This is a genomic window from Streptomyces sp. GL_148 (assembly GCF_057834205.1).
The window spans coordinates 1,901,207-1,914,040 of record NZ_CM174396.1; the positions used below are offsets into that span (position 1 = coordinate 1,901,207).

Sequence of the window (12,834 nt, forward strand, 5' to 3'; positions counted from 1 at the left end):
CTTGCTCGCCCGCTACTTGCCCGCGCGCATGACCTCGGGCTCGTGGCGGCGCAGCAGGCGCTGCACGGCGAAGCCGCACGCGACGCCGAGGAGCAGCAGGATCGTGATGTTCAGGCTCCACTGGCCGGCCGTGGCGTCCCAGAGCGGGTCGGTGTTGGTCGGGTTCTCCGCGTCCCACGGCGGCATGAGCACGCCGAGGTTCAGCGTGGTGCCGGCGGCGGCGATCGCCCAGCGGGACGGCATCAGCCAGGCGAACTGCTCCAGGCCCGGAGAGTCGTAGACCTGGAAGAGGATGCCGGTGAAGACGACCTGGACGATCGCGAACATGACGAGCAGCGGCATGGTCTTCTCGGCGGTCTTCACCAGCGAGGAGATCACCAGGCCGAACATCATGGAGGTGAAGCCGAGCGCGATGACCGACAGGCAGATCTCCACGGCCGGCGGCATCAGCAGGCCCTCGGCGGGCAGGTCGCGCGGGTAGAAGCCGATCGCGCAGATGATCACGCCCTGAATGGCCGTGATGAACCCGAGGACGATCACCTTCGACGCGAGGTACGCCGACCGGGACAGGCCGGTCGCGCGCTCGCGCTCGTAGATCACGCGTTCCTTGATCAGCTCGCGGACCGAGTTCGCCGCGCCGGAGAAGCACATGCCGACCGCGAGGATCAGCATGATCGTGCCGGCGTCGCCGTTGAAGCGGGACGGCGCCACGGGCGGCGCGAGTCCGAACTTCGCGGGGATGACGACGGAGACCACGCCGAGGACCGCCGGGAGGATCAGCATCAGCCCGATGAAGCCCTTGTCGGACGCGATGACCGACATGTAGCGGCGCATCAGCGTCCAGAGCTGGGAGCCCCAGCCCTGCGGCTTCGGCGGCCGGGTCTGCTGCACGGCGGGCTGCACCGACTGCGGGGCGACCGCGTCGATGTCGGCGGCGTAGAGCTGGTAGTGCTGCGAGCCCTTCCAGCGGCCGGCCCAGTCGTAGTCGCGGTAGCTCTCGAAGGCGGAGAACACGTCGGCCCAGGTGGTGTAGCCGAAGAAGTTCAGCGCCTCGTCCGGCGGGCCGAAGTACGCGACCGAGCCGCCCGGGGCCATGACCAGCAGCTTGTCGCAGATGGCCAGCTCGGCGACCGAGTGCGTGACGACGAGGACCGTGCGGCCGTCGTCGGCGAGGCCGCGCAGCAGCTGCATGACATCGCGGTCCATCCCCGGGTCGAGGCCCGAGGTGGGCTCGTCCAGGAAGATCAGCGAGGGCTTGGTCAGCAGCTCCAGGGCCACGGACACGCGCTTGCGCTGACCGCCCGAGAGCGCGGTGATCTTCTTGTCCTTGTGGATGTCGAGCTTGAGCTCGCGCAGCACCTCGTCGATGCGGGCGGCGCGCTCGGACTCCGCGGTGTCGCCCGGGAAGCGGAGCTTGGCCGCGTACTTCAGAGCCGTGCGGACCCGCAGCTCCTTGTGCAGGATGTCGTCCTGCGGGACCAGGCCGATGCGCTGGCGGAGCTCCGCGAACTGCTTGTACAGGTTGCGGTTGTCGTAGAGGACATCGCCCTCGTTGGCCGGGCGGTAGCCGGTCAGCGCCTTGAGGAGCGTCGACTTGCCGGAGCCGGAGGGGCCGATGACACCGATCAGCGACTTCTCCGGGACACCGAAGGTGACGTCCTTGAGGATCTGCTTGCCGCCGTCGACCGTGACCGTGAGGTGGCGGGCCGAGAAGGACACGTCACCGGTGTCGACGAACTCTTCGAGGCGGTCGCCGACGATCCGGAAGGTCGAGTGGCCGACGCCGACGATGTCGTTCGGGCCGAGCAGCGCGGTGCCCGACTTCGCCAGCGGCTGGCCGTTGACGTAGGTGCCGTTGTGGCTGCCGAGGTCGCGGATCTCGAAGCGGCCGCCCGGCATCGAGTGGAATTCCGCGTGATGGCGGGAGACCTGGAGGTCGGAGACCACCAGCTCGTTCTCCAGCGCACGGCCGATGCGCATGACGTGGCCCAGCGCGAGCTGGTGGAACGTCGTCGGGCTGCGGTGGTCGCCGTAGCCCGGGGTACCGCCGCCGCCCGGCTGCTGCTGGTGCTGCTGCAGCTGGTGCTGCTGCTGCTGCTGCGGGAAAGGCTGCGCCTGGTGCGGCTGCTGGGCCTGCTGCTGCGGGAACGGCGGGGCCTGCTGGACCTGCTGTTCCCAGGGCTGCTGCGGTGCCTGCGGCTGAGGCTGTGCCTGCGGCTGCTGCGCGTACGCCTGTGCGGGCGCCTGCTGCGCCACGGCCGGCTGCGGCGCCGGGGCGGCCGCGGCCGCGCCGGCGACGGGATTCAGCCGCGGCCCGTCGGTGGCGTTGCCCAGGTGCACCGGCGTACCGGGTACGAGCTCGGCCTGCTGGACCCTCGCCCCGCGCACGTAGGTGCCGTTGGTGCTGCCGTGGTCCTCGATTCCCCAACCTCGCCCGTTCCAGGCGATGGTGGCGTGCCGCCACGACACCCGGGCGTCATCGATCACCACGTCTCCCTGGGGGTCGCGCCCCAGCGAGTACGACCTGGACGGATCGAGCGTCCAGGTCCTTCCATTCAATTCCAGTACGAGTTCCGGCACTCCAGCCCCACTTAAGTCCCCCGAGAATCCCCCATGACGTCAGGGAGTCTAGGGATGGCGAACATCCGGGGGAACTATTTCAGGCGCAGGGCCACAAGGGGAATCCGGGCCACTCGGCGGCGTCCGGGAGGGGCCCGCCGAGGGGGTCGAAAGGGGACTGGAAGGTGCGTTTCGGGACGCTCCGGCATCCCTCCGGCTGGGCCGGGGCGTCGCTTCGTCCCGTCGGGCGGGCGTGCACCCCGCCCTCGCCCCCCGTTCCGCGCGCGGCCTCCGGCCGTCCGGCGCACCCCGTCGCCGGATCTCCACGCGCCCGCTCCATGGCCCGCCCATGGCCACCGCACGACCTCCACACGTCCGCCGCATGGCCCCCGCACGTCCGTACGGAGCGAAACGGTTCCGCCAGGTGGGACGGGGCTCCGTGCGCGCAGGCCGGGGAGATACGGTGAAGGCACCATGAGCGCTTCGCAGACCTCCGACGTCCCCACCCTCCTCGTCAAGATCTTCGGCAAGGACCGTCCCGGGATCACCGCCGGGCTGTTCGACACCCTCGCGGCCTACTCCGTCGACGTCGTCGACATCGAGCAGGTCGTCACCCGAGGCCGCATCGTCCTGTGCGCCCTCGTCACCCACCCGACCGCCGGCACCGAGGGCGAGCTGCGGGCCACCGTCCACAGCTGGGCCGAGTCCCTCAAGCTGCAGGCCGAGATCCTCTCCGGCACCGGTGACAACCGGCCGCGCGGCAGTGGCCGTTCGCACGTCACCGTGCTCGGGCATCCGCTCACCGCCGAGTCCACGGCTGCCATCGCCGCGCGGATCACCGCGACCGGCGGCAACATCGACCGCATCTTCCGGCTGGCGAAGTATCCGGTGACGGCCGTGGAGTTCGCCGTCTCCGGCACCCCGACCGAGCCCCTGCGCACCGCGCTGGCCACCGCCGCCGCCCAGATCGGCGTCGACGTGGCCGTGGTCTCGGCCGGGCTGCACCGGCGGGCCCAGCGCCTCGTCGTCATGGACGTGGACTCGACCCTGATCCAGGACGAGGTCATCGAGCTCTTCGCCGCGCACGCCGGCTGTGAGGCCGAGGTCGCCGAGGTGACCGAGCGGGCCATGCGCGGGGAACTGGACTTCGAGCAGTCGCTGCACGCCCGGGTCGCGCTGCTGGCCGGGCTGGACGCCTCCGTGGTGGACAAGGTCCGCTCCGAGGTGCGCCTCACCCCGGGCGCCCGGACCCTGATCCGCACCCTCAAGCGGCTCGGGTACCAGGTGGGCGTGGTCTCCGGCGGGTTCACGCAGGTGACGGACGATCTGCGGGAGCGGCTCGGGCTGGACTTCGCCTCCGCCAACACCCTGGAGATCGTCGACGGCAAGCTGACGGGCAAGGTCACCGGCGAGATCGTGGACCGGGCGGGCAAGGCCCGGCTGCTGCGCCGCTTCGCCGCGGAGGCCGGCGTACCGCTGGCCCAGACCGTGGCCATCGGTGACGGCGCCAACGACCTGGACATGCTGAACGCGGCCGGGCTGGGCGTGGCCTTCTGCGCCAAGCCGGTCGTCCGCCAGGCCGCGCACACCGCCGTGAACGTGCCCTTCCTGGACGCCGTGCTGTACCTGCTCGGAATCACCCGCGAAGAGGTCGAGGCCGCCGACCTGGCCTGACGGACCCGTCTGCACCACGACGCCCCTACGACGACGGAGCGGGCCCCGGCACGATGGAAGTGTCGGGGCCCGCTCCGTCGGCGTAGTCGTCGGGGTGTGCGCGTCAGCTGTGCGGGGTCCAGAAGTCCAGCAGGCTGCCCACGCCGTGCTCCACGGACTTCCACGGGCCGGTGAAGGAGACGACGGCGATCCCGGAGGTCGGGAAGCCGCTGCGGTTCATCCGGGTGAGCACGTCGCCCTGCGCGCTGCCCGCGAGGGCGTCGGCCAGGGCGTGCATGCCGGGGTTGTGGCCGATGACCAGGAGGTTCTTCACTTCGTCGGAGGTCTCGTTGACCAGGGCGATGAGCTCGCCCAGCGAGGCCTCGTAGAGCCGTTCCTCGTACGTGGTCTTCGGCCGGTGCGGCAGCTCCTGGACGGCCAGCTTCCAGGTCTCCCTGGTCCGGGCCGCGCTGGAGCAGAGGGCCAGGTCGAAGGTGATGCCGGTCTGGGCCAGTTTCTGGCCCGCGGCCGGGGCGTCGTGCCGGCCGCGCTCCGCCAGGGGGCGGTCGTGGTCCGTGCCGTCCGACCATTCGGCCTTGGCGTGCCGGAGGAGGACGATCCTGCGGGGTGTGTCGGCGCTCATGGCTCCCAGCTTCGCATGAATCGAGCCACGGGGCGCAGGCTGTTGGGGCCGTCATCACCCCCAGGTGTGGGGGTGTGGGGCGCGCCCGGGCGCACGGCGGCGCGGGTGGGCTCCTGGTGGCTGGCGCTTCGTCAGCCGACGGCGCTCAGCAGCCGTTCGGTGACGTGGACGAGGGTGGAGCCGTCGCCCGAGGCGGCGTGGGCCTGGCCGGATCCGGCGAGGAGTATGAGCAGGAGACCGAAGGCGAGGGCGGGCAGGGCGAGCGCCCACCACGGCAGCCGGGCGTCGGCCCCGGCGGCGCGGGGAGCGGACGGGCGGCCGGGGGCCAGGTGTGTGGGGGCCGACATGGCCGCCTCCGTGGGGTGGTCGGACGGGCTCGCTCTTGCTCTTCGAATCTAAGGATTCGAGCAGGCGGTTCCCATCCGGGACGCACCCCAGATGTCCCTGAGCCTGACCCCCTAGGGGGTGGGGGGTTAACCCCACCCCTTACGGCGAGGCGAGGGTCGCGACGACGGCGATGACCACGGTCACCAGCAGCATCGCGCCCAGCACGAGGCCGAGCTTCCGGTGGCCGTTCTGGGGGTTCGGTTCAAGTACGGGCGACATGCCGATCAGTCTCGCATGCCGCATTCGTCCTCGATCGTGCGGTCCCGGCCCGCCAGCACGCCGAGCACGATCTGCGGAACGAGCAGAGCGGCCATCAGAGCGAGGGGCAGGTCCCAGCCGCCGCTGTGCTGATAGAGGACCCCGACGACGAGCGGTCCGGGGATGGAGATGAGGTACCCGGTGCTCTGGGCGAAGGCGGAGAGCTTGACCACGCCCGCCGGGGACTTGGCGCGCAGTCCGATCAACGTGATGACGAGCGGGAAGGCGCAGTTGGAGACGCCGAGCATCAGGACCCAGACCCAGGCCCCGGCGGCGGGGGCGAAGGAGAGGCCGAGGTAGCCGGCGAGGCCGAAGAGGCCGAGGACCACCGCGATGGGGCCCTGGTTCTTCATCCGGCCCGCCAGGCCGGGGATGATGAAGGCGAGCGGGACGCCCATGACCATGGTGACGGCGAGCAGGACCCCCGCGGTGGAGGCGGAGACCCCGGCGTCGCGGAAGATCTGCGGGAGCCAGCCCATGGTGATGTACGCGCCCGTGGCCTGGAGTCCGAAGTAGCAGGCGAGGGCCCACGCGGTGCGGCTGCGCACGACGCTGGGCCCTGCGTCGGGGGTGGTGGCCGGTGCCGCCCCGGCCGCGGCCGCGGCCCTCTCCTTGCGGGCCGCCGCCGCGATGGCCAGCCAGGGCAGCACGGCCGCCACGGCGAGGAAGGCCCAGATCAGCAGGCCGGTGCGCCAGCTGCCCCCGAGGGCCCGGGTCATCGGGACCGTCGCCGCCGCGGCCAGTGAGGTGCCCGCGGCCAGGGCCATGGAGTAGAGCCCCGTCATCGTGCCGACCCGGTCGGGGAACCAGCGCTTGACGATCACCGGCAGCAGCACGTTGGTCAGGGCTATGCCCGCCAGGGTCAGGGCGCTGGCCGCGAGGAACCCGGCGGCGTTGGTGGCGAAGGGCCGGATCACCAGGCCCGCGGCAACGGCGGCCATGCCGGCGCAGACGACCGCGGCCGGGCCGAAGCGGCGGGAGAGCCGGGGCGCGGTGACGCCGAAGACGGCGAAGCAGAGGGCGGGTACGGAGGTGATGAGTCCGGCGACGGTCCCGCTCATGCCGAGGCCCTCGCGGGTCTCCTCGAACAGGGCGCCGAGGCTGGTGATGGCGGGCCGCAGGTTGAGGGCGGCCAGCACGATGCCGACGAGGAGCACGGGTCCGAGCCACGCCGGCTGCGGGGTGGCGGCGGGGGCGGGAAGGGGTTGCGGGGATGCCGTGCTCGCGGCCCGGGGCCGGTTCAGGATCTGGACTTCGTCGTCGGACATTCCAGCATCATAGAATCATGGGATGATTGGTTGTCCACCCCGCAGCCGTATCGTTCGCGTCACCCCCATCGCGCCCGCCCCGAGAGGAACCCCGACCGCATGCCGCTGACCTCGCCCCGGCGATCCGCGCTCGTCGACCAGGTGATCGCCCAGCTCAGGAACCAGATCACCACCGGCGAATGGCCCGTGGGCGCCCGCATCCCCACCGAGCCGGAGCTCGTGGAGCTGATGGGCGTCGCCCGCAACACCGTGCGGGAGGCCGTCCGGGCCCTCGCGCACAACGGCCTCCTCGACATCCGCCAGGGCTCGGGGACCTACGTCATCGCCACCAGCGAGCTGGCCGGGGTCATGCACCGCCGCTTCGCCGGCGCCGACCCGCGGCACATCGCGGAGCTGCGCTCGACGCTGGAGTCCTCGGCTGCCCGCCTCGCGGCGGAGCGGCGCACGGCGCGGGACCTCGTACAGCTGGACGCGCTGCTGGCGCGGCGCGAGGAGGCGTGGTCGGCCGGGGACGCGGAGCCGTTCGTCGCGGCGGACGTGGCCCTGCACATGGCGGTGGTGGCGGCCTCGCACAACGACGTGCTCATCGAGCTGTACGCGGACCTCGGCGATCTGGTGGCCGACTGGCTGCGCACCGACGTGGGCACGGAGCTCGATCCCGCCTCACACCTGGACCACGCCCGGCTGATCGAGGCGATCCGGCGCGGGGACGGGGACGCGGCGGCCTCGGAGGCGGCCGGCTATCCGTTCGTCTGCCTGGCCGAGGAAGGGCGCTCCGCGGGGTTCACTGCCGCTGGTGGCTGACCCAGGCGGAGCGGACTTCCTTCCAGCAGCGGCCGGAGAGCTCCACCCGGCCGGCCGGGCCGACGGCCACGGCGGCGCCGTCCCCGTCCACGTCCCACCAGCGGTCGCACTCCACGTGCAGGCGGACCAGGTCGGTCTGCGGGTAGCTGTTGTGGCAGAAGGCCACCACCTGCGAGCCGTTGATCTCGGTGTCGCAGTCGGCCCCGAAGAGCTCCCGGGCGGCGGGCCGCGCGGGCTGCAGGGGCGGTTCGGCGGGGATCTGGGCCAGGTCGACCACGGCCGGGGCCTGGACGTCCGTACCGGGTGCCGGGGCGGGCCCCTCCTCGTCCTGCGCGACGGCCCCCGGGAGCAGGAATCCGGTCAGGATCACGGAGGTGATCAGCAGGGATACCGCTCGGCTCCGCCTCGCGCGCACTCCCGTACCTCCTCCCCGCAGGAGCCGGGAAGATCCCGACGGGCCCAGTTTGCAGGCAAATGTCCCGATTTTCGACTCGGGAAGATCCGGCCCGAGGGCGGACATCTGATCGAGCCGCCCCGTACGGTCCTCACGGCGCGCACCGAAACGGCGGCGGCCGCGCCTCCCGGAAGGGAAGACGCGGCCGCCGCCGTACGGATGGAACGGGGTCGGGGCCGGTGAGGTCAGGCACCCATCGCGTGCAGGCCGCCGTCGACGTGGATGATCTCGCCGGTGGTGCTGGGGAACCAGTCCGACAGCAGGGCGACGACGCCCTTGGCGGCGGGCTCCGGGTTCGACATGTCCCACTCCATCGGGGAGCGGTGGTTCCAGACGTCCGCCAGGTCGGAGAAGCCCGGGATGGACTTCGCGGCCATCGAGCCGAGCGGACCGGCGGAGATCAGGTTGCAGCGGATCTTCTCCTTGCCCAGGTCACGGGCGAGGTAGCGGCTGGTGGCCTCCAGCGCGGCCTTGGCCGGGCCCATCCAGTCGTACTGCGGCCACGCGAACTGCGCGTCGAAGGTGAGGCCGACGACCGAGGCACCCTCGTTCTCCGGGAAGAGCGGCTTGCAGGCCATGGTCAGCGACTTCAGCGAGAACGCCGAGACGTGCATGGCGGTGGCGACCGACTCGAACGGGGTGTTCAGGAAGTTGCCGCCGAGCGCGTCCTGCGGCGCGAAGCCGATGGAGTGGACGACGCCGTCGAGGCCGCCGAGCTCCGCGCGGACGAGCTCCTCCACGCGCGCCAGGTGCTCGTCGTTCGTGACGTCGAGCTCGATCACCTTGACGGGCTTGGGCAGCTTGCGGGCGATGCGCTCGGTCAGCGTCGGCCGCGGGAAGGCGGTGAGGATGACCTCGGCGCCCTGCTCCTGGGCCAGCTTGGCGACGTGGAAGGCGATGGAGGACTCCATCAGCACCCCGGAGACGAGGAGGCGCTTGCCGTCGAGAATTCCGCTCATGGTGATCAGTGACCCATGCCCAATCCGCCGTCAACGGGAATGACGGCACCAGTGATGTACGCGGCGTTGTCGGACGCCAGGAAGCTGACCGCGGCCGCGATCTCCTCGGGCTGCGCGTAGCGGCCCAGGGGCACCTGGCCGACGATGCCGGCCCGCTGCTCGTCCGTGAGCACCTTCGTCATGTCGGTGTCCACGAAGCCCGGGGCGACGACGTTGAAGGTGATGTTGCGGGAGCCCAGCTCACGGGCGAGCGAGCGGGCGAAGCCGACCAGCGCCGCCTTGGAGGCGGCGTAGTTGGCCTGGCCGGCCGAACCGAGCAGGCCGACGACCGAGGAGATCAGGACGACGCGGCCCTTCTTGGCACGGAGCATGCCGCGGTTCGCGCGCTTGACGACCCGGAAGGTGCCGGTGAGGTTGGTGTCGACGACCGAGGCGAAATCGTCCTCGGACATGCGCATCAGCAGCGTGTCCTTGGTGATGCCCGCATTGGCCACGAGGACCTCGACCGCGCCGTGGGCGTCTTCGACCTGCTTGTACGCCAGGTCGACCTGGTCGGAGTCGGTGATGTCGCAGCGGACCGCCAGCACGCCCAGGGCCGTGAGCTCAGCCGGGGGCTCGCCCGACCGGAACGTGATCGCGACCTTGTCCCCCGCTTCCGCGAAAGCTCGGGCGATGGCGAGGCCGATGCCCCGGTTACCTCCGGTGACGAGAACCGAGCGGCTCAACGGATCACCCTTTCGACTAGCGGTCTGAATACCAAAAACCTATAGGTCAACTACCCCATCCGGAGAATCCGGCTCCGACAGGGCCTCGGTGCGGGCTCTGTCGAGTCCCTACAGAAAGATGTAGGCACGGCGAGCCGCGACGCGACATGATCGTGCCAGCTGCCCAGACCCCCGGGAGGACCTCCGTGCCCCATTCCATCGACGCGGCCTTCACCGCGCTGCCCTTGCGGGCGCTCGCCGACGCGGCGCTCGCGCGGGCCCGCGCGCTGGGCGCCGATCATGCCGATTTCCGACTGGAACGGATCCGCAGCGCCTCCTGGCGGCTGCGTGACGCCAAGCCCTCCGGCGGGTCCGACACCACCGACCTCGGCTACGCGGTCCGCGTGGTGCACGGAGGCAGCTGGGGCTTCGCCTCCGGTGTGGACCTGACCATGGACGCCGCCGCCAAGGTGGCCTCGCAGGCCGTGGCCATGGCGAAGCTGTCCGCCCAGATCATCAGGGCGGCCGGATCGGACGAGCGGGTCGAGCTCGCCGACGAGCCGGTCCACGCCGACAAGACCTGGATCTCCGCCTACGACGTGAACCCCTTCGAGGTGCCGGACACCGAGAAGGCCGCGCTGCTCGCCGACTTCAGCGCGCGCCTCCTGGCGGCCGACGGGGTGGCCCACGTGGACGCCTCGCTGCTCGCGGTCCACGAGAACAAGTTCTACGCCGACACCGCGGGCACCTCCACCACCCAGCAGCGGGTGCGGATCCACCCGCAGCTCACCGCCGTCGCCGTGAACGGCGCCACCGGCGAGTTCGACTCGATGCGCACCATCGCCCCGCCGGCCGGGCGCGGCTGGGAGTACCTGACCGGCACCGGCTGGGACTGGAACGCCGAGCTGGAGGCGATCCCCGGGCTGCTCGCCGACAAGATGCGGGCGCCGAGCGTCGAGGCCGGACGCTACGACCTGGTCGTGGACCCCTCCAACCTGTGGCTCACCATCCACGAGTCCATCGGCCACGCCACCGAGCTGGACCGGGCGCTGGGCTACGAGGCCGCGTACGCCGGGACTTCCTTCGCCACCTTCGACCAGCTCGGCAAGCTCGCCTACGGCTCCCCGGTCATGAACGTGACGGGCGACCGGACGGCCGAGCACGGGCTGGCCACCATCGGGTACGACGACGAGGGCGTCGAGGCCCAGAGCTGGGACCTGGTCAAGGACGGCACCCTGGCCGGCTACCAGACGGACCGGCGGATCGCGAAGCTGACCGGCCTCGGCCGCTCCAACGGCTGCGCCTACGCCGACTCCCCCGGGCACGTGCCCGTCCAGCGCATGGCCAACGTCTCGCTCCAGCCGGATCCGGGCGGGCTCTCCACCGAGGACCTGATCGGCGGGGTGGAACGCGGGATCTACGTGGTCGGCGACCGCTCCTGGTCCATCGACATGCAGCGCTACAACTTCCAGTTCACCGGGCAGCGCTTCTTCCGCATCGAGAACGGACAGCTCGCCGGACAGCTCCGCGACGTCGCCTACCAGGCCACGACCACGGAGTTCTGGGGCTCGATGGAGAAGGTCGGCGGCCCGCAGACCTACGTCCTGGGCGGCGCCTTCAACTGCGGCAAGGCCCAGCCGGGCCAGGTCGCCGCGGTCTCGCACGGCTGCCCGTCCGCGCTGTTCCGCGACGTGAACATCTTGAACACCACGCAGGAGGCCGGACGATGACCTCGTCGAGTCGCACCACCAAGCCCCACGAGATCGTCGAGCGGGCGCTGGAGCTGTCCACCGCCGACGGCTGCGTCGTCATCGCCGACGAGGAGTCGAGCGCGAACCTGCGCTGGGCGGGCAACGCCCTGACCACCAACGGGGTCACCCGCGGCCGGACCCTCACGGTCATCGCCACCGTCGACGGCAAGGAGGGCACGGCCTCGGGGGTCGTCTCGCGCTCCGCCGTCACGGCCGCGGAGCTGGAGCCGCTGGTCCGGGCCGCCGAGGCGGCCGCCCGCGGCGCAGGACCGGCGGAGGACGCGCGGCCGCTGGTCACCGGCACCCCGTCCTCGCCGGACTTCGCCGACGCCCCGGCCGAGACCACCTCGGCGGTGTTCGCGGACTTCGCCCCGGCCCTCGGCGAGGCCTTCGCCCGGGCCCGCGCGGGCGGGCGCGAGCTGTACGGCTTCGCCAACCACGAGCTGGTCTCCACGTACGTGGGCACCTCTACGGGGCTGCGCCTGCGCCACGACCAGCCCAAGGGCACCCTGGAGGTCAACGCCAAGTCCCCGGACCGCCAGCGCTCGGCCTGGGCCGGCCGCGCGACCCGGGACTTCAAGGACGTGGACCCGACCGCCCTGGACGCGGAGCTGGCCGTCCGGCTCGGCTGGGCGGAGCGGAAGATCGACCTTCCGGCCGGGCGGTACGAGACGCTGCTGCCCCCCACGGCGGTGGCCGACCTGGTGATCTACCAGATGTGGTCGGCGGCGGCCCGGGACGCGGTGGAGGGCCGGACCGTCTTCTCCAAGCCCGGCGGCGGCACCCGGCTCGGCGAGCGGCTCTCCCCGCTGCCGCTGAACCTGCGCAGCGACCCGAACGCACCGGGCCTGGAGTCCGCGCCGTTCGTGATCGCGCACAGCTCCGGCGACGACGCCTCCGTCTTCGACAACGGCCTGCCGGTCCCGGCGACCGAGTGGATCAAGGACGGCGAGCTGGCCCGGCTGACCACGACCCGGCACACCGCCGAGCTGACCGGCCTGCCGGTCTCCCCCTCGTTCGGGAACCTGATCCTGGACGCGGGCGGCGAGAAGTCCCTGGAGGAGATGGTCGCCGCCACCGAGCGCGGACTGCTGCTGACCTGCCTCTGGTACATCCGCGAGGTGGACCCGGCGACACTGCTGCTCACCGGGCTGACCCGGGACGGCGTCTACCTGGTGGAGGACGGCCAGGTCGTCGGCGAGGTCAACAACTTCCGGTTCAACGAGTCCCCCGTGGACCTGCTGTCGCGGGCCTCGGAGGCCGGCCGGACCGAGAAGACCCTGCCGCGCGAATGGAACGACTGGTTCACCAGGACCGCGATGCCGGCGCTGCGCATCCCGGACTTCAACATGAGCTCGGTCAGCAAGGGCGTCTGATCGACGGCGTCTGATCAG

The 12,834-nt window shown here is 71.6% G+C and carries 12 protein-coding genes; 4 read left to right on the top strand and 8 right to left on the bottom strand.

What is annotated here, in order from left to right; all coding sequences use genetic code 11:
* Nucleotides 1-12: 12 nt before the first annotated feature.
* The gene (locus AC3IYI_RS08700) at nt 13-2,580 is read right to left on the bottom strand and encodes an ABC transporter ATP-binding protein/permease (RefSeq protein ID WP_489409625.1); all 2,568 of its coding nucleotides are present in this window, start codon (nt 2,578-2,580) and stop codon (nt 13-15) included.
* A gap of 453 nt (nt 2,581-3,033) precedes the next feature.
* On the opposite strand from AC3IYI_RS08700, the gene serB reads away from it, so the two are divergent.
* Entirely contained in the window at nt 3,034-4,233 is a 1,200-nt protein-coding gene (gene serB / locus AC3IYI_RS08705; RefSeq protein ID WP_489409626.1) for a phosphoserine phosphatase SerB, read from the top strand.
* A gap of 103 nt (nt 4,234-4,336) precedes the next feature.
* Here serB and AC3IYI_RS08710 read toward each other — a convergent pair whose 3' ends face one another.
* The 4 genes from AC3IYI_RS08710 to AC3IYI_RS08725 all read right to left on the bottom strand — a co-directional run bounded on the left by AC3IYI_RS08710 (nt 4,337) and on the right by AC3IYI_RS08725 (nt 6,768).
* Complete coding sequence (locus AC3IYI_RS08710) at nt 4,337-4,855, bottom strand: SixA phosphatase family protein (protein ID WP_489409627.1); 519 nt, start codon at nt 4,853-4,855, stop codon at nt 4,337-4,339.
* 131 nt (nt 4,856-4,986) lie between these two features.
* Complete coding sequence (locus AC3IYI_RS08715; protein WP_489409628.1) at nt 4,987-5,202, bottom strand: hypothetical protein; 216 nt, start codon at nt 5,200-5,202, stop codon at nt 4,987-4,989.
* Between the two features lie 139 nt (nt 5,203-5,341).
* Nucleotides 5,342-5,461, bottom strand: a complete 120-nt coding sequence (locus tag AC3IYI_RS08720) for an SGM_5486 family transporter-associated protein (protein ID WP_266876817.1) — start codon at nt 5,459-5,461, stop codon at nt 5,342-5,344.
* A 5-nt stretch (nt 5,462-5,466) separates the two neighbouring features.
* Nucleotides 5,467-6,768: a CynX/NimT family MFS transporter gene (locus AC3IYI_RS08725; protein WP_489409629.1), complete on the bottom strand. Its 1,302-nt coding sequence runs from the start codon at nt 6,766-6,768 to the stop codon at nt 5,467-5,469.
* Between the two features lie 99 nt (nt 6,769-6,867).
* On the opposite strand from AC3IYI_RS08725, the gene AC3IYI_RS08730 reads away from it, so the two are divergent.
* Nucleotides 6,868-7,572, top strand: a complete 705-nt coding sequence (locus tag AC3IYI_RS08730) for a FadR/GntR family transcriptional regulator (protein WP_489409630.1) — start codon at nt 6,868-6,870, stop codon at nt 7,570-7,572.
* Here AC3IYI_RS08730 and AC3IYI_RS08735 read toward each other — a convergent pair.
* The 3 genes from AC3IYI_RS08735 to fabG form a co-directional block, all read right to left on the bottom strand.
* Nucleotides 7,553-7,987: a hypothetical protein gene (locus tag AC3IYI_RS08735; RefSeq protein ID WP_489409631.1), complete on the bottom strand. Its 435-nt coding sequence runs from the start codon at nt 7,985-7,987 to the stop codon at nt 7,553-7,555. The two genes, AC3IYI_RS08730 and AC3IYI_RS08735, sit on opposite strands and share 20 nt — an antisense overlap.
* 224 nt (nt 7,988-8,211) lie before the next feature.
* On the bottom strand, nt 8,212-8,985 hold the full coding sequence (gene fabI / locus AC3IYI_RS08740) for an enoyl-ACP reductase FabI (RefSeq protein ID WP_489409632.1): 774 nt from the start codon (nt 8,983-8,985) through the stop codon (nt 8,212-8,214).
* Between the two features lie 5 nt (nt 8,986-8,990).
* Nucleotides 8,991-9,710: a 3-oxoacyl-[acyl-carrier-protein] reductase gene (fabG, locus tag AC3IYI_RS08745; RefSeq protein WP_243338548.1), complete on the bottom strand. Its 720-nt coding sequence runs from the start codon at nt 9,708-9,710 to the stop codon at nt 8,991-8,993.
* Nucleotides 9,711-9,856: 146 nt separating this feature from the next.
* Here fabG and AC3IYI_RS08750 point away from each other — a divergent pair, with 146 nt between their 5' ends.
* Entirely contained in the window at nt 9,857-11,419 is a 1,563-nt protein-coding gene (locus AC3IYI_RS08750) for a TldD/PmbA family protein (RefSeq protein ID WP_489409633.1), read from the top strand.
* A complete protein-coding gene (locus AC3IYI_RS08755; protein WP_489409634.1) occupies nt 11,416-12,816 on the top strand; it encodes a metallopeptidase TldD-related protein in 1,401 nt (466 codons plus the stop codon). Before AC3IYI_RS08750 ends, AC3IYI_RS08755 begins: the two co-directional genes overlap by 4 nt.
* The last annotated feature ends 18 nt before the right edge of the window (nt 12,817-12,834 follow it).

Excerpts from the sequence above, each read along its gene's own strand:
- serB (WP_489409626.1), top strand. The coding sequence starts at position 3,034 with ATGAGCGCTTCGCAGACCTCCGACGTCCCCACCCTCCTCGTCAAGATC.
- AC3IYI_RS08710 (WP_489409627.1), bottom strand. The coding sequence starts at position 4,855 with ATGAGCGCCGACACACCCCGCAGGATCGTCCTCCTCCGGCACGCCAAG.
- AC3IYI_RS08715 (WP_489409628.1), bottom strand. The coding sequence starts at position 5,202 with ATGTCGGCCCCCACACACCTGGCCCCCGGCCGCCCGTCCGCTCCCCGC.
- AC3IYI_RS08720 (WP_266876817.1), bottom strand. The coding sequence starts at position 5,461 with ATGTCGCCCGTACTTGAACCGAACCCCCAGAACGGCCACCGGAAGCTC.
- AC3IYI_RS08725 (WP_489409629.1), bottom strand. The coding sequence starts at position 6,768 with ATGTCCGACGACGAAGTCCAGATCCTGAACCGGCCCCGGGCCGCGAGC.
- AC3IYI_RS08730 (WP_489409630.1), top strand. The coding sequence starts at position 6,868 with ATGCCGCTGACCTCGCCCCGGCGATCCGCGCTCGTCGACCAGGTGATC.
- fabI (WP_489409632.1), bottom strand. The coding sequence starts at position 8,985 with ATGAGCGGAATTCTCGACGGCAAGCGCCTCCTCGTCTCCGGGGTGCTG.
- AC3IYI_RS08750 (WP_489409633.1), top strand. The coding sequence starts at position 9,857 with ATGATCGTGCCAGCTGCCCAGACCCCCGGGAGGACCTCCGTGCCCCAT.
- AC3IYI_RS08755 (WP_489409634.1), top strand. The coding sequence starts at position 11,416 with ATGACCTCGTCGAGTCGCACCACCAAGCCCCACGAGATCGTCGAGCGG.